24 protein-coding genes are annotated in these 20343 nt (G+C 53.8%); 14 read left to right on the top strand and 10 right to left on the bottom strand.

The genetic code is table 11. The features are described 5' to 3' along the window. Positions 1-66: 66 nt before the first annotated feature. From DYL59_RS06855 to DYL59_RS06815, 10 genes are all read left to right on the top strand, one after another. The gene (locus tag DYL59_RS06855; RefSeq protein WP_135288516.1) at positions 67-1503 is read left to right on the top strand and encodes an NAD-dependent succinate-semialdehyde dehydrogenase; all 1437 of its coding nucleotides are present in this window, start codon (positions 67-69) and stop codon (positions 1501-1503) included. A 12-nt stretch (positions 1504-1515) separates the two neighbouring features. Further along, the gene (locus DYL59_RS06850; protein ID WP_135288492.1) at positions 1516-1848 is read left to right on the top strand and encodes a carboxymuconolactone decarboxylase family protein; all 333 of its coding nucleotides are present in this window, start codon (positions 1516-1518) and stop codon (positions 1846-1848) included. 2 nt (positions 1849-1850) lie between these two features. Continuing rightward, positions 1851-2852, top strand: a complete 1002-nt coding sequence (locus tag DYL59_RS06845) for an NAD(P)H-quinone oxidoreductase (RefSeq protein WP_135288491.1) — start codon at positions 1851-1853, stop codon at positions 2850-2852. Between the two features lie 489 nt (positions 2853-3341). Beyond that, entirely contained in the window at positions 3342-3746 is a 405-nt protein-coding gene (locus DYL59_RS06840) for a helix-turn-helix domain-containing protein (protein WP_135288490.1), read from the top strand. Positions 3747-3954: 208 nt separating this feature from the next. Beyond that, a complete protein-coding gene (locus tag DYL59_RS06835) occupies positions 3955-4086 on the top strand; it encodes a DUF2256 domain-containing protein (protein WP_135288515.1) in 132 nt (43 codons plus the stop codon). Continuing rightward, a complete protein-coding gene (locus DYL59_RS31350) occupies positions 4023-4163 on the top strand; it encodes a hypothetical protein (RefSeq protein ID WP_167496659.1) in 141 nt (46 codons plus the stop codon). The genes DYL59_RS06835 and DYL59_RS31350 overlap by 64 nt, the downstream gene beginning before the upstream one ends. Positions 4164-4285: 122 nt before the next feature. Beyond that, entirely contained in the window at positions 4286-5347 is a 1062-nt protein-coding gene (locus DYL59_RS06830; RefSeq protein WP_135288489.1) for an SDR family oxidoreductase, read from the top strand. A gap of 51 nt (positions 5348-5398) precedes the next feature. After that, a complete protein-coding gene (locus tag DYL59_RS06825; protein WP_135288488.1) occupies positions 5399-5608 on the top strand; it encodes a hypothetical protein in 210 nt (69 codons plus the stop codon). A 195-nt stretch (positions 5609-5803) separates the two neighbouring features. Beyond that, on the top strand, positions 5804-6076 hold the full coding sequence (locus DYL59_RS06820; RefSeq protein ID WP_135288487.1) for a hypothetical protein: 273 nt from the start codon (positions 5804-5806) through the stop codon (positions 6074-6076). 440 nt (positions 6077-6516) lie between these two features. Beyond that, entirely contained in the window at positions 6517-7455 is a 939-nt protein-coding gene (locus tag DYL59_RS06815; RefSeq protein ID WP_135288486.1) for an AraC-like ligand-binding domain-containing protein, read from the top strand. 40 nt (positions 7456-7495) lie between these two features. Here DYL59_RS06815 and DYL59_RS06810 read toward each other — a convergent pair whose 3' ends face one another. Genes DYL59_RS06810 through DYL59_RS06795 form a run of 4 tightly spaced genes read right to left on the bottom strand, consistent with a single transcriptional unit; the run spans position 7496 to position 10562 of the window. Beyond that, positions 7496-8278: an alpha/beta fold hydrolase gene (locus DYL59_RS06810; protein WP_135288485.1), complete on the bottom strand. Its 783-nt coding sequence runs from the start codon at positions 8276-8278 to the stop codon at positions 7496-7498. Then, positions 8268-9110 (bottom strand): DODA-type extradiol aromatic ring-opening family dioxygenase, encoded by an 843-nt coding sequence (locus tag DYL59_RS06805; RefSeq protein ID WP_135288484.1) that lies wholly within the window; start codon positions 9108-9110, stop codon positions 8268-8270. The genes DYL59_RS06810 and DYL59_RS06805 overlap by 11 nt, the downstream gene beginning before the upstream one ends. After that, a complete protein-coding gene (locus DYL59_RS06800; RefSeq protein ID WP_135288483.1) occupies positions 9103-9411 on the bottom strand; it encodes a subunit of meta cleavage enzyme in 309 nt (102 codons plus the stop codon). The genes DYL59_RS06805 and DYL59_RS06800 overlap by 8 nt, the downstream gene beginning before the upstream one ends. Continuing rightward, positions 9408-10562 carry an alpha/beta hydrolase family protein gene (locus DYL59_RS06795; RefSeq protein ID WP_135288482.1) on the bottom strand — a complete coding sequence of 385 codons (1155 nt, stop codon included), beginning with the start codon at positions 10560-10562 and terminating at the stop codon, positions 9408-9410. Before DYL59_RS06795 ends, DYL59_RS06800 begins: the two co-directional genes overlap by 4 nt. Before the next feature lie 199 nt (positions 10563-10761). Between DYL59_RS06795 and DYL59_RS06790 the strand changes: the two genes are divergently transcribed. From DYL59_RS06790 to DYL59_RS06775, 4 genes are all read left to right on the top strand, one after another. Then, positions 10762-11886, top strand: coding sequence for an FAD-dependent oxidoreductase (locus tag DYL59_RS06790; protein WP_135288481.1), 1125 nt, complete (start codon positions 10762-10764; stop codon positions 11884-11886). 19 nt (positions 11887-11905) lie between these two features. Next, a complete protein-coding gene (locus DYL59_RS06785) occupies positions 11906-12484 on the top strand; it encodes a carboxymuconolactone decarboxylase family protein (RefSeq protein WP_135288480.1) in 579 nt (192 codons plus the stop codon). Between the two features lie 121 nt (positions 12485-12605). After that, entirely contained in the window at positions 12606-13559 is a 954-nt protein-coding gene (locus DYL59_RS06780) for a SphA family protein (RefSeq protein ID WP_135288479.1), read from the top strand. 80 nt (positions 13560-13639) lie between these two features. Continuing rightward, the gene (locus DYL59_RS06775) at positions 13640-14851 is read left to right on the top strand and encodes an MFS transporter (RefSeq protein WP_135288478.1); all 1212 of its coding nucleotides are present in this window, start codon (positions 13640-13642) and stop codon (positions 14849-14851) included. 231 nt (positions 14852-15082) lie between these two features. Here DYL59_RS06775 and DYL59_RS06770 read toward each other — a convergent pair whose 3' ends face one another. The 6 genes from DYL59_RS06770 to DYL59_RS06745 all read right to left on the bottom strand — a co-directional run bounded on the left by DYL59_RS06770 (position 15083) and on the right by DYL59_RS06745 (position 20320). After that, entirely contained in the window at positions 15083-15451 is a 369-nt protein-coding gene (locus DYL59_RS06770) for a Rieske (2Fe-2S) protein (RefSeq protein WP_135288477.1), read from the bottom strand. Next, entirely contained in the window at positions 15451-15759 is a 309-nt protein-coding gene (locus DYL59_RS06765; protein WP_135288476.1) for a YciI family protein, read from the bottom strand. Before DYL59_RS06765 ends, DYL59_RS06770 begins: the two co-directional genes overlap by 1 nt. Further along, positions 15756-16628 carry an intradiol ring-cleavage dioxygenase gene (locus DYL59_RS06760; protein ID WP_135288475.1) on the bottom strand — a complete coding sequence of 291 codons (873 nt, stop codon included), beginning with the start codon at positions 16626-16628 and terminating at the stop codon, positions 15756-15758. The genes DYL59_RS06765 and DYL59_RS06760 overlap by 4 nt, the downstream gene beginning before the upstream one ends. A gap of 70 nt (positions 16629-16698) precedes the next feature. After that, on the bottom strand, positions 16699-17766 hold the full coding sequence (locus tag DYL59_RS06755; RefSeq protein ID WP_135288474.1) for a maleylacetate reductase: 1068 nt from the start codon (positions 17764-17766) through the stop codon (positions 16699-16701). Between the two features lie 7 nt (positions 17767-17773). Then, positions 17774-19237, bottom strand: coding sequence for an aldehyde dehydrogenase family protein (locus tag DYL59_RS06750; RefSeq protein ID WP_135288473.1), 1464 nt, complete (start codon positions 19235-19237; stop codon positions 17774-17776). Between the two features lie 66 nt (positions 19238-19303). Further along, on the bottom strand, positions 19304-20320 hold the full coding sequence (locus tag DYL59_RS06745) for a hydroxyquinol 1,2-dioxygenase (RefSeq protein WP_135288472.1): 1017 nt from the start codon (positions 20318-20320) through the stop codon (positions 19304-19306). Positions 20321-20343 lie beyond the last annotated feature (23 nt).

Raw genomic sequence — 20343 nt, 5'->3', positions numbered from 1 at the left:
GCAGGCTGACAACCCAGGCGCCGAGTTTTGTACGAACTTTTGATAGACCAACCGAAGGGCAAACCCATGAACACGTCTTACGACCCGCTTTATCTTTTTATCGGTGGAGAATGGATCAGTGCCGAAGGGCGCGCAACCGCCGCTGTCGTTAACCCCGCAACCGCACGTGAGATAGGGCGCGTTCCACTCGCTACAGCAGGCGACCTTGATCACGCACTCGAAGTGGCAAAACTGAGCTTTGAACAATGGCGCCAGACCGTCCCTGACCAGCGCGCAAAGATTCTCAAACGAGCCGCCGATCTCATCCTGGAACGGGCTCCACATATTTCCGAGCAAATGACACTTGAAGAAGGCAAACCGCTCGGGGAAAGCCTGGATGAAGTAACGCGTGCGGCTGAATACTTCGAGTGGTTTGCCGAAAGCGCCCGCCGTATTGATGGCCGTGTAGTCCCGGCCAACCGTCCTGGTGTGCTGCAAATGGTAAAACGCCAAGCTATCGGCCCAGTTGCTGCATTCACGCCTTGGAATTTTCCGGCTATTACCCCAGCTCGCAAACTCTCGGCGGCATTGGCCGCAGGTTGCAGTGTCATTCTCAAACCCGGTGAAGAAAGCCCCTCCACAGCGCTGGCCCTGGCACGAGCTCTAGATGACGCAGGATTGCCTAAAGGCGTGCTGCAGGTAGTGTTTGGCGTGCCGGATCAAGTGTCCAGCCACCTGATCGCTTCCTCCATCATCCGCAAGGTGACCTTCACAGGTTCTGTACCCATCGGTCGGCTGCTTTCAGCCCGCGCTGCCGAGGGCGTCAAGCCGATCACCCTTGAATTGGGAGGCCATGGGCCGGTGTTGGTATTCGATGACGCAGACATCGAAAAAGCAGCCGTCGAAGGTGTTGCCAATCGGTTTCGCGGGACTGGTCAAGTCTGCATCTCGTCAACGCGGTTCCTGATTCAGCGTGGCGCCTATCAAAGATTTGTTGATCACTTTGTGACGGCCACCCTCGCGTTGAAAATTGGTGATGGCCGGACGCCTGGCACCCAGGTCGGGCCGCTAGCCAATCCAAGGCAGCTCGCCAAGATGGAAGAGCTGGTGGCTGATGCAGTTGCCAAAGGTGCACGCGTATTGGCCGGTGGTAAGCGCCTGGAATGCAGCGGCTACTTTTTTGAGCCCACCGTGTTGGCGGATGTATCTATGAACGCCCGAGTCATGCATGAAGAACCGTTCGGGCCAATCGCCGTGCTGATGCCATTCGATCACTTGGCTGATGGTTTGAAGGAGGCTAATCGCCTGCCATACGGGCTTTCAGCCTATGCGTTCACTTCTAGCGCTCGGACTGCCATCGATGCCGCTGACGGGTTAGAGGCCGGGATGATCGGTATCAACCAATACCGCATCGTCGCCACTGAACTTCCTTTCGGCGGCATGAAAGAAAGTGGCCATGGTTCGGAAGGTGGCATTGAAGGCATCGAGCATTACCTCACCAACAAATTCATCAGCCAGGTTTAAGGAAGCATCATCATGTCCAATATCAATTTCAACAGCCCTCGTGAAGCGGCCCGGGCGTTTACACCCAAGCTATCGCAATTTGTTGATTCGACGCTGTACCCGCAAATATGGAGCGATCCGGCGCTGTCTCCACGCGACCGCAGCTTGATCACAGTCGCAGCACTGATTGCCGGTGGTCACTCCGAAGAGTTGCCTGCGCATCTGCGAAGAGCGTTGACCAATGGGGTGACCCATGACGAAATCGCCGCCGCGATCACTCACTTGGCTTTCTACGTAGGTTTTCCAGGCGCTATTACCGCATCCGCTATCGCCAATGCCACGTTTACCGAACCGGAGGAACAATGATTATGAAAGCCATCAACATTAGAGAGTTCGGCGCGGCAGATGTACTTGAGCTAGCAGATGTTCCCAATCCTGAAGTACGCCCGACTGACTTGCTGGTGAGGGTTTATGCCGCTGGTGTGAACCGTGCAGATCTGACTCACCGAACCGGCGGCTATGGTAATCCTAATTTTGGTGACTCACTGATTATCGGGCTGGAGATCGCAGGTGAGGTAATCGCCAAGGGTGATTTGGTCTCGGGCTTCGAAGTCGGTGATCGAGTAATGGGCGTCGTTGGAGGTGGGGCCTATGCCGAGCTTGCACGCATCGACTACCGCATGGCCATGCTGATACCTGCGCAGTTGGACTATGTGCACGCAGCGGCTATTCCCGAGGTCTTCGTCACCGCCCATGAAGCAATGATGCACCTGGCTCGCCTCAAGTCTGGCGACTCGGTATTAATCCATGCCGCTGCGGGTGGTGTGGGTTCTGCCGCCGTCCAACTGGCATACGCCACCGGAGCCACGGTATATGCGACAACCGAAGGCAGAAAGCTGGCGCGTGTCGAGCATTTAGGCGCGGATGTCGCCATTGACTACAAGACGCAGGACTTTGCTAAAGTAATCGCAGACAAAACCAATGGCCGAGGGGTTGATATCGTCATTGATTTCGTTGGCGAGCTCTACTTTGCACGCAACATCGCATCACTTGCTCATGGAGGCCGGCTTGTCCAGGTCGGCATCTTGGGCGGAGGCGGCAGGGTCAGCGTCGAGCTGGAGCATATCCTTTACCGTCACTTGCAAATCATGGGTACGGTGATGAAGTCCCGCACACAGCCAGAGAAGCACGACATGATCAAGCGCTTCCGCGAGCATTGGCTTGATCGCTTCGATGGCGCTGGAAGTCTGGAGCCGGTAGTTGATAGCACTTTCCCGCTGTCACGAGCTGCCGATGCCCATCGCCGAATGGAATCTTCCGAAAACGTTGGAAAAATCATCCTGACGATGCAACCTGCTGACTTGGTTTGAGCACGGCTTTAGATTGCGATCTTCAAAGAAAGGCCAAGGTGCTTCCCATGCATCTTTGCACTCTCCAGGTGATGGGCGTGCTTTGTACGCCGAGCTCACCCTGGACTTTTGATTGGCATAAGTGCTGGGGCCATTTGGCCTCAGCAGTACCGAGTGAATCCGCATCAAACCTTTAATCGTCGTGAACCAGAGGTAATAAAATGCCAGCTCATTTCGCGAAAAAATCCTGACTTCATTTGCGTTGCTTGCATCCTTTGCAACGGCCACATGGGTGTTTGCACATACCCACCTGAAGAACGAAATACCGGCTGCTGATAGCACGGTACATAGCCAACTTCTGCGTACATAGCTCAAGCAAGCTACAAGTTTCATCTCTGCTTCACTGGAGCATGGAATCCAGGCATATCATGATAGGCTTGCACGTAACTAGAATGGCTCCTTCCAGGTTATCCATGCTCGAAGGGACTGGCTCAAATCAGGAACGCGTTTATGTCACTCAAAAATGCCTTCGCTGCCGTGCTTAAAGCGATGCGATCTGGTAAAGGACTGACTCAGCGGAACCTGGCAGAAGTCAGCAGTCGAACATACGTCTCGAAACTAGAGCGCGGTCAATCAAGTCCGACGTTAGAGATGATCACCGCGCTAAGTGGCCAGCTCAATGTAAATCCTCTTACCCTAGTAGCCATTACTCTTTGCGCCGAATCGGGCCAGCCGGTCAACGCTTTGCTGCGCCAGACTCAAAAAGAACTGGTGGGTCTAGCCCATGACGGAATTCTGCAAAATTTGACGATTTCGTCGGGCGATGAGTTGCTAGTGGCAAGTCCTTCTACTAGCCCCTCAAGTAATCGCTCAGCGACGAATGCCCTGCAAGTAGAATTCTGCTTCGCGGAATAGGCGATCACCCATTCAGCAACATTGGTAAAATACTGGCCACGTCAAGCAGGAGCTTGTGCTTCTCAGAGAGCGCCCATGACCCTGCCGCTGTTAGACCTTGCTCTCAGGCGCGTGTCACGGCAGCCCTACATAAATGGTAGAACCCAAAAAAATCTCTCTGGTAGCGTGGCCAGACGATTTTCGCCAGACTCGACATATGGGAGTCGTTTTGAGGAAGAGTGAGCTCCCAGTTAAAGCCTGCCTTACCTGCGGACTTCCATTCACATGGAGGAAAAAGTGGGCACGCTGCTGGGAGGAAGTGCGCTACTGCTCGGAGCGCTGTCGGCGCAGCAAAAGATGAACAAAAAAGAGCCGTATCAGGCCCTTTTTGTACTCAAACCAAAATCACTTGGCCAGCCAGAACTACAAGGTGGTTGATGGAGGGCGGTCATTTGATGCGAATGATCCGCCTCGCATACGACGGATGCCCATACGGATCCGGTTTAGGTTGAACCTCTGTTACTTAGGAGGACTCCCAAATCTAAATCCAGGAGAAACGTATGACCCAGACAGCTTTGGTTGTGGGCGCCAGTGGCATCGTCGGCAGCGCCATCACTCAGTTACTAATCGACAACAAGTGGCAGGTCGCCGCGCTATCGAGGCACCCGTCGCAATCGCAAGACGTGATCCCCGTCGCGGCAGATCTCCAAGATCCAGCTTCGCTGGAAGATGCGCTTGCGGATCTGAAACCTACTCATGTGTTCATCACCACATGGTCACGGCAAGCCACGGAGGCCGAAAACATTCGCGTTAATGCCGCGATGGTTCGCAATGTGCTCACCGCCATTCGCCCAGCCAAGAGCGTCGAGCACGTAGCGTTGGTCACTGGCCTGAAACACTACCTCGGCCCATTCGAAGCCTATGGAAAAGGCAGCCTCCCGCAAACGCCGTTCCGCGAAGAGCAGGGTCGTTTGTACGTTGAGAATTTCTACTACGCCCAAGAAGACGAACTCTTCATTGCTGCTGAAAAGGACGGCTTCACATGGAGCGTTCATCGCCCGCATACCGTCACCGGGGTTGCTGTAGGTAATGCTATGAACATGGCAACTACCCTCGCCGTCTATGCCTCGATTTGCAAACAGACCAATCGCCCTTTTGTGTTTCCCGGATCAAGGGTGCAGTGGGACAGCCTCACCGATATGACGGACGCCCGGCAGTTGGCGAAACAACAACTGTGGGCGGCCACCACACCGGCTGCGGCCAATCAAGCATTCAACGTCACTAACGGCGATGTATTTCGTTGGAAATGGATGTGGAGCCGAATTGCCGACTACTTCGACTTGCCTGCCCCCAATTATCCCGCTTCACTCTCCCCTCTTGAGAAGCAGATGGCTGACGATCAAGCCGTATGGACGCAAATAGTCGCGGAAAACGGCTTGAAAGAATCCGATATTGGTCGCCTGATATCCCCATGGCATACCGATGCAGACCTCGGTCGACCAATCGAAGTAGTAACGGATATGTCGAAAAGCCGTGCCATGGGCTTCACTGCCTACCAAGCGAGCGATCAAGCATTTTTCGATGTGTTCGACAAACTACGCGAGATGCGCTTGATACCCTAGGTCGTGCCACAACGGATATGCTCAGATGATTCCAAGGAGAGGAGAGGGAAAATGGCAAGCGAATATTCGTTATCAGACGTTCTGGAAAGAATGTATCAAAATCAGCTCGCTCTCGAAGCTGCACTCATGGAATTGACACTCCATGTGGAGGCCCACGGACATGCGGATGTAGGAAATAACGTTCGTGGCGCTCTTGAAGCCATTGGCGAAAACGCCGGACATATCAAGCAAGGTCTAGCCCGGCTCAAAAAAACCCCATGAGGCAGCCGCTTTTTGATTTTGATCTCAAATATCCGCGATCCTAGCCTAGATGATGACAGCTATCTCTCAGGCCTACCAATCCTCCTTTCTCGGAAGTGCTCTGTAGACAAGGTCGTTTTTTAACCCTCTACTCAAGTTTTCAATTTCGCCTCCGTTTAAATAGTCATGCAACTTATTTTCTGAGGAATATCGACTATGAGTACAGAGCTGCCCCCGAACAGATTCTTCACGTTCAAGGATGGTTCGCCCGAAGGTGACTTAGACGAAATTAGGCTCGCCGTCTTCACTCGGCCCGGCACTGCCGAGGGTGAAGTCATAGACGATGACAACAGCTACGCAGTTCTCCTGGATACAGAATCCAATGGCGTAATTTCCATCAAAATCGATGAGTCGCGCTTTAGGCTCACGCCTCAGCAGGCGGCTGCGCTAGCCTCAGCACTCACTGACCTCTCGAGAAAGGAAGGATGAGTCCCCCCTTGCACGGGAGTGCATCTAGAGTCAGCAATCTTCATCATGGAGAGGTGGCCATTACGCGCAAGAAAACCTTAGAGGCTTGCTGAGGAGATAGCGATTGCACGGGTTACCAGTTTGGGTATAAGCGTGCCCCTGCGGGGATGGTTGTCATGAACCGAGCCTGGCGGAGCCAAGTCTCGGCCTTGCCGGGCTTCCATCCTCACGCCTGCGCGCTCCGCTTGCCTTTTTATGTTTTTTGGTGGTCATCGGATGGTACATCTCGACGATACTGACCGCCTCGCAACGCTTTGTATTTGACTGGGCGTGCGCCAGAGTTTGATGCCAGCTCCGCCTGCCACGTCCTCGGCTTGTAAGGTCTCATCAATCGCGTATCGTTAGACACAGGCCACCCAGACCGACTTTTGTGGCCATGCTATCTGGAGTATCACAGGCCCATGCAAACAATAAGAAATGATATGGGACGCGCGGATTTTCAACGCGTCATGGCAGATAACTTTGCCATAGGATTGTCCGTACGACCCACGGATTCACAGCCTTTCTGTAGCGAATTTTCCGCTTATTGTGGTCGTAACCTGCAGTTCGCGTCGTTGAGGTTCTCGGCGCACTCAACTTCCAGCGCCCCATCAGATACGCATCTGCGTTCTCCATCGAGATTACTCGTCACACTCCAGGAGGAAGGTGAAGCAGAGGTCTCCCAAGGTGGAAGGACAAGCTATATACAGGCCGGGCAAATTTTCATAGTGGATCCCAGCCGAGCTTTTCACATAAAAACCGGGCAAATCCATACGCGCTCAGTGTATCTGCCCATCGCACCATTACGCGCTTTAGTCCCGATAATTGATGACCTTACAGCCGTTGCCATAGACGCAAGACAGGGCGTGGGTACGCTGTTCGGTAGAGTACTCGACCAGCTGTTTGAGTTAGCACCCACACTGAGTGAAGGCGTAGCGGATCGAATTGCCGGAACCTTGCCGCACTTATTGTCGACAGCGTTGCTGTCACTGGAACAAAGCCATGACCTATCTCCAGATCGACTGAAGGAAATGCATCGGCAGCGTATCAATCAGTTTATCGATGCTCACGTTGATGACCCTGAATTAGACGCCGAAGCAATTGCGAGAGGAGTCGGCCTGTCAACCCGTTACGTGTATGAGCTCTATTCGAAGGAACCGGAAACCCTCATGAGAACAGTGTGGCGCCTGAGACTTGATAGATGTGGGGCAGATCTGAACAACGATCAGCTCCGTAATCGATCTATCGGCGAAATCGCCTTTCGCTGGGGATTCAGCGATGTCGCACATTTTAGCCGAGCCTTTCGAGAGAAATTCAACTGCACCCCTCGGGACTGGCGCAAGCGCCTCATAGCAAGCTAGGTCATCCACCGTCATTGCTGAAATCAATGACGGTGCTTTATTACCTCAACACATCGAGTAAAAATTCAGCGGTATTCTCAGCAAACGCTATCGGTGTTTCGACGCAACTTAGATGTGCAGAATCAGCGAGCGTAAGCGATTGGCCGCGTGGCAACCCCGCAACCATGGTCTGCACCACCGAAACGGGAACAGCAAGATCGTGGAGACCAGCGACTGCTAATACTGGAAGCTCCAAAGACTTAAGCGATTGTCGATGATCCAATGCTTGTATCGCACGAATGGCGTCGGCATACCCATCAATGGAAGTGTTTCTTATCAGCCTGCTAATCCACCGCATGCACAGTGGCGACCTGGAAGAAAATCCTGGTGTAAACCACCGCTCCAACGTTGCTTCAACCTGTCCCTCCATCCCCATGTGTTCAGCACTCGCCAAACGCTGATCCCAAAGCCGCTTGACGGGCTCGGGGGTAAAGTTCGAGCAATTTGCCAAGACCACAGCCTGCAAACTCTCTGACGTGGCGGCAAAAGCTTGGGCGATCATTCCGCCTAGAGAAATTCCGAGCATCGCTTGAGGGCGCAACTGCAAAGTCTCAAGTACCTCATGTACGTAATCGGCATAGTGTTTCATATCGGCGGCTACTTTGAGCCGCGGCGCGTCTCCGTGCCCCGGAATATCAATACAGACCACATGAAACGCACTTGTATAGAGTGGCGTCAGCGGCTTCCAGATTTCGCTACTGGTGGCGATTGAATGCAGAAGAACCAATGTCGGTTTAGAAGCATCCCCCTCGATAGATACTCCCGGAAGGGGCCTACTGGTCATTTTGATATTCCTCGCAAGCCCACTCCATCAAGCCGATTCCCGTGTACCAATTGGCAACGGCCTGGTAGAACGTCCGCACGCCTGGCACACCTTGCGCCGCACCATGAGCTATAAGCCAAGTCCTGATCTCTTCAGCCCCGTTACCTGCGGTATGCACTTCTTCGGCCGCATGCTTGAGCAACGCTTCATTATCGTTGCCCTCTAGTAATTCGAGGAACCTGCGATCAAATGCTTCATTCACCAGGCCCATGCGTGGTGTCGCGATATCGTGGCTAATGCCTCCTGTCGCTAGGATCGCCACGCGCACAGGCATTTGGAAACTATCGATGGCCTGCCTGAGTAACCCACCCCATTGCAGGCAACGCGACATGGTTGGTAAGGGTGGCTGCACGCAATTTACCAGTAGTGGAACGATGGAAACCTCACCAGAGAGCCCTGACAGCTCAAGCGGTGTGAGTACGCCGTGATCCAGCGTGAGATCCATCGAAAGCGAGGGATCGAAGCCGTTTTCGAAAGCAGTCGAGATCAAATGGGCGCTAAATTGAGGTGCGCCACGCAACTGGCGCTTCGGTGCCTTTAACCAATGCTCGATCGGAGTGGCGTAGCTATCCGCTGCCCCAACACAAAATGGAGGCAGGTTATCAAGGAAAAAGTTGTGAAGGTGATCGTCCGAAATGACTACCAGAATATCTGGACGAGCCTCTCGAATGCGCCGACCGAGTGACTTGAAGGCGTCGAAGATCTCCAGACGTTGATCGTCCGGAATAGCCTCGGGAAAGTTGAGCATCACCGGTGTATGACTCGCCGCGAATATACCTACGAGCTCAGCCATTGTTGACGTCCCCTTTGATTTTACGCAGTGATGCCAGAAACTCATGCTCTGGAATATGTAAGCCCAGACAATGGGCACGCAACAGATAAGGGTTGACGCCCGCGAGATACATGGCTCCGATATCGTTATCACGAATTGCGTCACGTTGCTCCACGCCGAGATTGATATCGGCCATGTACAAATCAGGACTCTGTAAATAACGCTTCAAATGATCGGGCTTGTGATGCACGTCGAACAGCACTCGATTCATCCTGTAGGCTTCGGGGGTGGGCATATTTTGTTGCCAGTTGCTCGAGCTCATTTGGTGACCCCCAAGTGCTTCACAACCCAGTCCACAATGGTTGGCAATGTCTGCGGGGTGTTGCCCATATGTCCGCCAGGAAACAGACGAACGCTTTTTGGTGAACCATGGTCGAGGAGCAGTTGGATATCTTCAATTGGGCATTGACGGTCATGTTTCCCGTTGACCAGCAACAAAGGAGCACTCGGAAGATCGAGGAGGCCTTGATCTAGAAGTGACAGTTGCTTGAAACCTGCGATGTACTCTTCATCACTGGTTGCTCCCAGCATGCGGCATCGAGTCTCAACCAGCTCCATCAGATAGCTGTCTGGGTATCGCGAAGCCTCAACCCATGAGCGCTCGAACATATAATGCGCACCACCTCCCCAGTTGACGGCTGCTGCTATTTTAGAGGCGGCAGTGTGAGCCAGTTTCGTGGCCCAATATCCTCCAAACGAGCGCCCCAACAAGGCAACTCGATCACCTTGCAAATCTTCCTGCTCTGCAGCCCAATCCAATGCCGCTAAAAATTGTCGCTCAGCATCGACGACGCCTTTTACAGGAGACTCGCCGGTACCAGCATTATCAAGTGCCAGGGTGGCCACGCCTTTTGCAAGAAAAGCATTACACGCAGCCGTCATTTGCTCTTTCCATGCATCGACACCTCCCCACATGATGACCAAGGGTGGTGATTTGATTCCTACAGGTTTTCTCAGATAGCCAATGACTTCCGTTCCTTCATCCGATCGACCTGCAAAAGGAATAGCAATTCGTCGAATCGGCTCTTTCCAACTACGACTGGCCGCCAGGTAAGTCTCACGCTCCAGTCCAGCACAACGTTCCTTATCGGGGTGGTTTGGGCATGGGAAGCGACCGAGGAAATATAAACCGCTGGCCTTCATGTAAAGAGCACTTGCCAGCTCCTTATCGCCCGAGGCCTCTGCTCCCTTGGCTTGTTCAACGACAGTATTCCCCGCCTTCAACCAGACGGCGGCCCAAGCGGCGCCATCAAGGCCAGTGAGGCTATCGATCAATAGCGGGCCCTCATCAGAGTCAAGCATGTTCAGGGGGTGTACGCGTTTTTGCAGGCGATCCTTCATCCAAAGTTTGACTTCAGCCAGTGTCTTCGGACGCCCTTGTACATTGAAGTCAGTAAGCGGCTGGTTGCTCATTACTATCTTTCCAATTCAAAAGTGAGCGCCCATGGTATTAACTGCAATACACGCAATCTTTACCCTGTCCGCATTGCTTTTTGACTAGATCAGCGCAACTCGACCCTGCGCATGCAGAAACAATTTCGACTGCTAAGCGAATCAATTTACCGTGCCATCGTCGGGGTAACCTCGCCGCTATCTTTATAGGAGCAGGTTCATGAGCGCGATACAAAAAGCACTTGTCGTAGGAGGAGGTATTGGAGGGATGGCGAGCGCAATATCGCTGGCTCGTCTTGGTATCGAAGTTGATCTAGTGGAAATAGATCCCAATTGGCGAGTCTATGGCGCAGGCATTACAATTACCGGCCCTACCCTACGCGCGTTCCAGGAGCTAGGCATTTACGAAGAAGTGAAAGCCATCGCATACACGGGGCACGGCATTCGAGTATGCGATATTTCAGGCAAGCAGCTAAGAGAATTGCCAACCCCAATGCCTGCGGACTCTAACGTATGTGGAAGTGGAGGCATTATGCGTCCAGACCTGCATCGTATACTTTCCGAACTCACCCTCTCCAGTGGTGTAAACGTTCAACTGGGAATCACAGTAAATTCTCTCGATCAAGCGTTAAATCATGCCAATGTAGTGTTTAGCGATAACCGCACTGAGCAGTACGACTTAGTCATTGGGGCTGACGGCATCAATTCCAAAGTCAGAAAGTTAATTTTCCCACATGCACCCGAAGTGTTTTTCACGGGGCAGAATGCGTGGCGACTTGTAGCACCTCGCCCCTCAGAGATTGACTGCAGACATTACTTTCTTGGGGGGCCCGTAAAAGTTGGACTGAGTCCAGTGTCTGACAAGCACATGTACATGTTCCTCTTGGAGAATTCGCCCTCTGCAAAACGATTTAGCGAATCAGAGCTTCACTCTCGACTACGTGAATTGTTAATTCCCTATGGTGGGGTAATCGGCGCCTTACGCGAAGAACTTAGTGTCGAGTCTGCAATCATCATGCGACCACTGCAGGGTTTAGTCTTGCCGGCGCCCTGGTATCTTGGAAGAGTTCTGTTGATCGGTGATGCTGCACATCCGACCACACCTCAACTGGCCTCTGGCGCAGGCATGGCGGTCGAAGATGGAATCGTTTTGAGCGAGGAAATTGCCAAGGGTGATGCGATTGAGCTCGCGTTGCAGCGCTACATGGAACGCCGTTATCCACGTTGCCGGCTAGTCGTGGATAACTCTTTGGAAATTGGCCGCCGAGAGCAGGCGGGTGCCCCCATCAGTGCGCAAACCGAATTGGTTGAAAGCACCCTCAGAACGCTGTCAGAACCTGCTTGATAATCACCGGGAGTTAATTATGAGTAATGGATCCAGGTTGCCCGTCCTGCCTGAGGCAGATCTCAACGCAAAGCAAAAACAGGTATTGCAAGAAATCCTGCAAGGGCCAAGGGGGAACCTTGACGGGCCATTTTTGGCCTGGATTCATAGCCCTGAACTGGCTAATCGGGCACAGCATTTAGGTGCCTTCTGTCGTTACGACACGCAGTTACCTACACGATTGACAGAACTTGCAATATTAACCACGGCGGCTTGGTGGCGATCGCAGGCGGAATGGCAGATTCATGAGCCCATCGCCAGAAAAAATGGTATTTCGAGTGATGTTATCGATGCGATTCTAGCTGGCGCACCACCTCCTTTCGTAGAGCAGGATGAAGAGTTGGTGTACCGCGTCACTCAAGGCCTGTACAGCACCCGCAGAGTTGACACCGCGCTTTATAAGGATGCGGAAATGCACTTTGGCACGGCAGGAGTCGTCGAATTAACGGGCCTATTGGGCTATTACGCTTTGGTAGCGATGACCCTGAATATATTTGATATTCATCTTGATAAAAATTGCGAAAACCGTCCATTTGAAGAAACTGTCGATGGCGATTAAAGAGAAAACCGCCGTAAACAATTCTTATTAAATTACGACTTACCCACTCCCCTACATTTACCTTTCGTCAGCGTGCTCGCACTAAGTACTTGCAAACCATAAAAATAATAGGCATTTCAATATGAATAGTATCCTTGCAGCAAAACCACAAACAATACAGCTATTCAATAGCGTATTGGTACTCGGATTGTTGTCATTCACGCAGTCTTCGTATGCAACCGAAGGAGGAGGAACGGTCTATCCCCTGGGCGTTAACACCGTGCTAGCCGGCAGAATGCCGCCGCCGGGACTGACCGGGTTTCTTTACTTATCCGACTATCAAGCTAACAAGACCCTGGATGATTCGGGTAATCGCAAAGCCGGCGTTCATGATTTTGATATCAATGTCCAAGCCATTTCTGTTCGTATGGATTACGTTTATACGGACTACACACTCCTGGGAGCTAAACTTGCCAGTCGCTTAGCCTTGCCCATGATTAAAGGCGACATCAGCTTTGATGTGAATACCCCAGTGGGCAAAGTGCATCGTAGTGACAAGGAACAGGGGATCGGCGATTTGACGATTGTACCGATAATTCTGGGTTGGAGTTCACCCCGCGTCCAACAAATGACAGGACTTGAGCTCTATGCTCCGATAGGCGCTTACGATAAGGATAATTTATTCAATCCGGGCCGAAACACATGGTCATATGCACCGTGGTACTCATTTACAGCCTATCCTCTCAAGGATATAGAAATCAGCTCCAAGATCGCATACATCGTCAACACTGAAAACTCGGCTACCCATTACAAATCGGGCCAGGAATTCATTGCGGACTACAACATTGGTTATAATGTCGATAAACAATGGCAGGTTGGCTTGAATGGCTATCTTTATAAGCAGCTGACTGACGATGAGCAACATGGCGAGTCCGTCTCTCCAAATGGAAACCGCGGCCAAGTGCTCGCCGTGGGCCCGTCGGTCAAATACCAGAACTCGGGAGTTGGCTTCGTTCTGAAGTGGCAGCACGAAACCAAAGTCGAAAATCGAGCCGCAGGTGATCGCCTCTGGCTGCAAACGACCTATCATTTTTAGGTGCCTGAAAATTGGCGCGGGCACAGAGTTTACTTATCAGCCCTCCGACTCAAGCCCAAAACAATAAAGAGATAAATATCATGGCTAAAATTTCAAAATGGCACGTACTGATTGGTGGGTTTATTGCCTATTTGTTCGATGCGATGGAAATTATTCTATTATCACTGTCACTGTCCGTTATCAGCAAAGACCTTGGCTTTAGTATCAACGAAGCGGCGATGCTGGCCACAGCCACACTACTGGGCATTGGCGTTAGCAGCATTACCACTGGTTGGTATTCTGATAACTTCGGGCGACGCAACGCCTTACTCGCCTCGTTAATCACGTTCGGTGTTCTTACCACTGTGATCAGCAGCATGGACAATCTCTACGTACTGATTGTCCTGCGGTTTCTTTCAGGATTGGGACTAGGTGGAGTGTGGAGCATTGTCTCCACTTATGTAGTGGAAACCTGGCCGCCGCACCAGCGCGCACGCGCTACGTCTTTTGTTGTCAGCGCATTTCCGATTGGGGCTATGGTTGCCGCTTTCGGCGCCAAATTTCTGCTGCCCGAGTGGAGAACGATGTTCTTGTGGTCGGGTATTGCAGTAATTTTGCCGGTGTTGTACATCTATTTCTGGGTACCTGAATCTCCAACCTGGATCACTCAGAAAGCACAACGCTGCGACAAAACTGAAAGGGTATCGATAAAGGAAATTTTTGTTGGAGAACTTCGGCACTCGACAGTATTTGGTACGCTGGCTGCAAGCCTCGCACTCATCGGTTACTGGGGCAGTAGCACGTGGCTTCCTACTTACCTTGTTCAAGATCGTGGTTTGAGCCTGAGCGCAATGGCAGGCTTTATGGCAATGCTGAATCTCGGAAATTTCTTCGGTCTGAATTTTTTCGGGTACGTAGGAGATAAGATTGGTAAACGCAGGAGCATCATACTTTCATTGTTACTTACAGCAATGTTGGTACCTATCTACATCTTCACCTCCAACAGCGAATACCTTTTCTGGATTGGGCCCGTGTACGCATTCTTCCTGGCCTTCCCCGGCATTTTCGGAGCCTATTTCAGCGAGCTCTATCCCACTCGAGTTCGTACCATGGGTGCAGGTTTCTGCTTTAACGCCGGAAGAGGCGTCGCAGCACTTGCTCCTATTCTGCTGAGCGGGATTGCAACTTATTACAGCCTGGCAGCAGGGCTTCTTGTTTGCGCGGGTTTCTTCGTGCTGTCGGCTCTGGTCATATTGACCCTGCCCGAAAGCGGTAAAATTCAGCAGCAATTCAAAAAACCAGCCGTTCTGTGATGTAGTAGGTTTTGTACGAAAAGTCGGTGCGGGGTGTATTGTTGCCGTGACTGGCTGCAGGCGGCAATGGCAAAGCATTGTGACGCCTGCGACGCACTTCAGGAATTGATCAACGATCTGGCTGCAGAAATGGAGCGCCCCCTCAGAGATGATCGCCAGGTTCTTCATGGAGTCCTGTGGACTCTGTGGTGGGGCGCCGCCTGGCGAGCAGCGCCGAACGCCTGGGTCTTGCTATCCGACCTTCACGATGACAGCGTTGCACTCAAGCATGACAAGCGCATCACCTTCAATCTTGCAGGGCACGCTTTCGAGACGCGCACCGGCGCAGGGGCCATCCACACACAGGCCATCCTCGAAACGGAACATCGCCGAGTGGTGCGCGCACATGATGAGCTGGTTTTTGTAGGTGCAAAATTCACCAGGGTTGTAATCCAGCGGCACAGAGAAATGAGGGCAGCAGTTGCGGTACAGCCAAACATGCTCACCTCGTCTCATCGCTACCAAAGGCTGCTGTTTTCCATTGATAACTGTCGCCAACGCTTTTGCCCCACCCTCAGGGATTTCATCCAGCCGGCAGAGATTCAGTTGAACGCCCGTCATCAACATAGCTCCGGGTTGCCCAGGCCCCAGCTCCAGGGTCTCACCACCACCTGCTCAAAGATGCCAGCCTGAATGTAGGGATCATCCGCCAGGAAGGCTTGAACATCTTCAGCCGAGTTGGCTTCGACTACCAGCAGCGTGCCATTCATCTTCCCACCCGTACATTCCAGGGTTGGCCCGCCAAGCCTGACCACGACAAAATGCGGTGAAGGGTTGCGCAGGTAGTGCCGATGGGCCGCACGCACGCGATCTCGAACTTGCCACTGCTCAGGTTTGTCTGTGGCGAAAACGGCGAAGTACTGACTCACGATGGCACCCTGGGCAAGATAAAATCATAGGTCGCGTGTTGGAATGCCACTTTGAAGCCAAACGTCTTGGCCAGGGGGTTGTTGTACTCGCACGGCTTATAGGCAACCCGCAGCGAATCTTTCACGCCGAACACGGCATCGGAATCCAAATAAGGGTCGTCGTGATTGAACAGGTGTGTCACCAAGGTTCGATACCCCGGAGCCTCAATCATGAAGTGCAGGTGAGCAGGACGCCAAGGATGCCGGCCAGTGGCTGACAAAAGTTGCCCAACCGGGCCATCGGTGGGAATCGGGTAACTCACCGGTACCACGGTACGGATGGCGTAACGACCTTGCTCATCAGTGTGGTAACGCCCGCGCAGATTTCCAATCGGCTGTTCGGTGTCCTGGCCGGAGTACATACCGTTGGTAGCGGTCTGCCAGATATCCAGGGTCGCATTTGCCAAAGGGGAACCGTCAGCGTCGGTGACCTTGCCCGTCACCAGTGCTGGAACACCTGGTGTGAAGGCCATGTTCTCGCCAAACTCACGATCAGGCATGCCCTCGATGTAGAACGGCCCGAACACGGTACTTTCAGTAACCGTGTGCTGAGCTCGGTGGTTGATAGCGTCGACCAGCATCGACACCCCGAGCACATCCGACAGGAGAATGAATTCCTGGCGCACCAGGCCATCGCACATCTGGCCAGTTGCGGTCAGAAAGCGCACTCCCGCCAGCCACTCCTCCTCGCTCAGCTCCACCTCTTGAGTAAACGCATGAACGTGGCGAACGAGGCTTTGCACTATTTCGCGGAGCCTGGCATCTGGTGTCGTACTGAAGCTGGCGACCGCCTTTTCGGTGATCGTCTCTTCTGCAGGGGTCTGTTTCATTGTTATTGGCTCCCTGATAAAAAAAGACGCAGGCTCTCCGCATGGAAGCCTGCGCCAAAAGGTGAATACGTCAGGCGGGTGCCATACCCGACCTTGCCCGCTGCAGCATCTGCTCAATCGCCGCACGCTCAAATGGTCGCGGGTTGTAGTAAGGACTTTCGCACGCAATCCTCGCCGTTTCAGCCGGCCCTTCGACAGGGAAGCCAACGGCTTCCAATGCCAATGGGATTCCCAGCTTACGGTTCAGCTCGTAGATCAGAGGCCCGACCTCCTCCGCTTCCACGCCGCCCAATGCGCGCGCAGCGCGCCTGAGCTGGGAGGCTGCTGCCTCTCGGTTGTAGTGGGCTGAGTGCGGCAACATTATCGCGTGAGCTTGGGCGTGGGGCAGATTGAAGGTGCCGCCCAGGGTATGGCAGAGCTTATGGTGGATCGCCATTCCAACCGCCCCCAGGCAGATGCCTGCCAGCCAAGCGCCGTAAAGTGCCTCCTCGCGCGCCGATGCATCATGAGGGTCAGCCACTACCGCAGGTAGCGCATTGGCCAGGGCCCGAATGGATTCCTCAGCCATCAGACTGATCACAGGATTCGCATCCTGCGCATACAGTGCCTCCACTGCATGGGCCATCGCATTCATGCCGGAGCAGGCAGAGATTTCAGCCGGCAAGGTGTGGGTGAGTCGAGGATCGTAAATCACCGTCCTTGGCAGGACACGGCTATCTCGCCCGGTTTTCTTCAGGCGGTTTTCCGTCAGGCCCCAGATGGGCGTCATTTCCGAGCCAGCGTACGTCGTCGGCACCGCGAGAATCGGCAGTCCGGAGTCCAGCGCAATTGCTTTGCCCAGGCCAATGGTGGAGCCGCCACCGACCGCCACGCAGCAATCTGCTCCACGTTTGGCAGCTTCCGCGCAAGCCGCTTGTGCAACCTCCAATGGCACATGCATGACCGCTTCTGCATATACACCAGCACTGCGTTGACCAATCAGTTGGGAAATTTCCTCGCCCAAGTCCCGTTGCTCTGGAGTAGTGAGAATGAGTGCGCGCTCTGCACCCAGGCGCTCGATTTCTTCCGCCAATTTCTGCAGCGCACCTGTGCCAAACACAACGCGGCTGGGGTTACCTTGATACGTAAAAGACTTCATGGCGACCTCAGCGTTTGTAGTGCGGTGGGATAGTTGCATCCACGTTGACCCAGACCGAGTGCGCCTCGGTGTAGTCATGAATGGCCTCGAAGCCCATCTCACGGCCATAGCCTGATTGCCCCACGCCGCCGAACGGGCTACCTGGGCTAACACGCTTGTAGCAATTGATCCAGCACATGCCGGCGCGAATCTTGGACGCCATCTTGTGGGCACGCTGCAGGTTCTGCGTCCACAGACCGCTGCCTAAGCCATAGGCAGTGCCATTGGCGATGGCCAGTGCTTCTTCGTCAGTAGAGAACCGCATCACCGTCACGAACGGCCCGAACACTTCCTCCTGCGACACTCGGTGGTGCGGCAGGGCCTCAACGACAGTCGGTTCGACATAGTATCCATCCACCAGACCAGGTGCGGTTGGCGCGCGGCCTCCGGTGAGGATCTTCCCTCCTTCCTCCTGGGCGATAGCCACAAAGGAAAGGACGCGATCACGGTGCAGGGCTGACGTCAGCGGGCCCATCTCGGTGTTCGGATCCATGGGGTCACCCAGGCGGATGGATTCGGCTAGCTTGATGAATTTTGCCAGGAACTCATCGGCGATACTTTCGTGCAGCATCAGACGAGAGCCCGCAATACAGGCTTGGCCTTGGTTGTGGAAAATGGCCCAAGCTGCCCCATTCACTGCAGCGTCGATATTGGCATCTTCGAAGACGATATTTGCGCCTTTGCCGCCCAGTTCGAGCTGAACACGCTTGAGATTTGCCTTGGACGCCTCAACAATCCTTTTACCAGTGGCCGTCGAACCGGTGAAGGCAATCTTGCCCACGTCGGGATGATCAGCCAGCCGTTGGCCAGCTGTATGACCGAAACCCGGCACCACGTTAACGACACCGTCTGGGAAGCCGACTTCTTTCATGAGCTCGGCGATGCGAAGCGTGGACAACGGTGTGATCTCGGACGGCTTGATTACAACGGTATTACCCGCTGCCAAAGCCGGGCCCATTTTCCAGCTGGTGAACATAAGCGGGAAGTTCCAAGGCACGATCTGCCCCACCACCCCGATCGGTTTACGCTGGACATAGTTCAGGAAGCCCGCCTCGACAGGAATCACCGAACCTTCGATCTTGTCCGCCATGCCACCGAAGTAACGGAAGCATGCGGCAGTGCGTGGCACATCCAGGTTACGCGAATCGCGGATAGGGTGACCGGTGTCACGCGACTCAAGTTGTGCCAGCTCTTCGGCATTAGCTTCAATGGCATCAGCTAGCTTGAGCAGCAAACGACCGCGTTCAGCCGGCGAGAGCGCTGCCCAGGCAGGGAAGGCACGCTGCGCAGCAGCAACAGCCAGATCAACATCCTCCGCTTCGGCGGCAGCGATCCGAGTGAGCAGCGAGCCGTCGAGGGGGCTCATCACATCGATTTCGCCGCCTTTGATGGCAGGTACAAAACGTCCATCGATGAAAAGTTGGTTTTGCATGGCAATAACTCTCCCTACGCCGCAAGGGCTGCGGCGTGGTTCAAAAAGTTCGACGGAACGAAAAAATTAGAAGTCGACGGGATATGGCTTGAGTTCGCCACTCTCGTAGCGCTGAGGCAGATTCGGGGTGGCGTTCTCCCACACCATCAACATCGAACGCTTGGTGGAGTAGCCTTGGTGACGGATGTCGGCAGGCATGGCGGCGATGTCGCCGGCTCGCATGGTCAAACGAGCGCGCGGATTACCGTCGTCCTTGTCACACACATCCCAGATGATTTCGTCCGACATCTGCAGGAACCACTCAACACGGTCATTGCCGTGGAAGATCGGCAGGATGTATTCCTCGGTGGTTGGACAGAACAAGCTGGCCTTGCAGACCGAGCTGACCGATGGGTTCCATGTAACGTCAGAGCGCGACAAGTATTTGAATAGGTTGAAGGCATGCAGCTGCCCTTCAAAACCGGCGGCGACGTGCACCTCAGGTTCATCTTGAACGACATCTTCAAAATGGCGGTTGACCGGCAGGTCGTTACGCAGCGGCGAATCGCCGGGCAGACCAGGCATGCGCTTTGTAGCAATGCGGAAGCGCTCGATGGCCTCAATGTTGTCGCCGTGCTTACGCCCGAATGCACTACCGGTTTCCTCCGGCGCGGCAAATGGATCGAAGCCTTCGTTCGTCCAGTCACGCAGGATGGCCTTGAAGGTTGCCATGATCTTCGGGGTTTCGAACTGCTCGACGTAGTCAACGCCGGCAGCGCGCAGCACGCCGTTGAAGGCGCCGGCGTACAGGTCGACTTTGCCGTAGTGGTTCTGGGTGCCAATCACGGAGTCAAAGTTGACCCAGCCGTAGAAGAAGCCCCAAGCAACGTCACGCATCAGCGCACGCAGGAATGCATCTGCCGGGATCAAGTGCGAACGGGCTTGGCCCTTGGCCGGCCACTCGATACGCGCGAAGTATTCATCGCGGGAGATGGTGAAAGCGCCTAGGCGGAAGGTTCGATAGCCGGTAACAGCGTCGGGCGAACTGGCATCTACTTCTTCGAGCAGTGGAAGCGTGTGTTCTGCGGTCTCAAGCATGGCCATGTTGCGTTCTCCTTAGTCATTAA

Origin of the sequence: Pseudomonas kairouanensis (genome assembly GCF_004682055.1) — a bacterium.
Taxonomy (GTDB): Bacteria; Pseudomonadota; Gammaproteobacteria; order Pseudomonadales; family Pseudomonadaceae; genus Aquipseudomonas; species Aquipseudomonas kairouanensis.
Note: the sequence above shows the minus strand (reverse complement) of the source record. Positions and strands in the feature narration are given on the sequence as shown.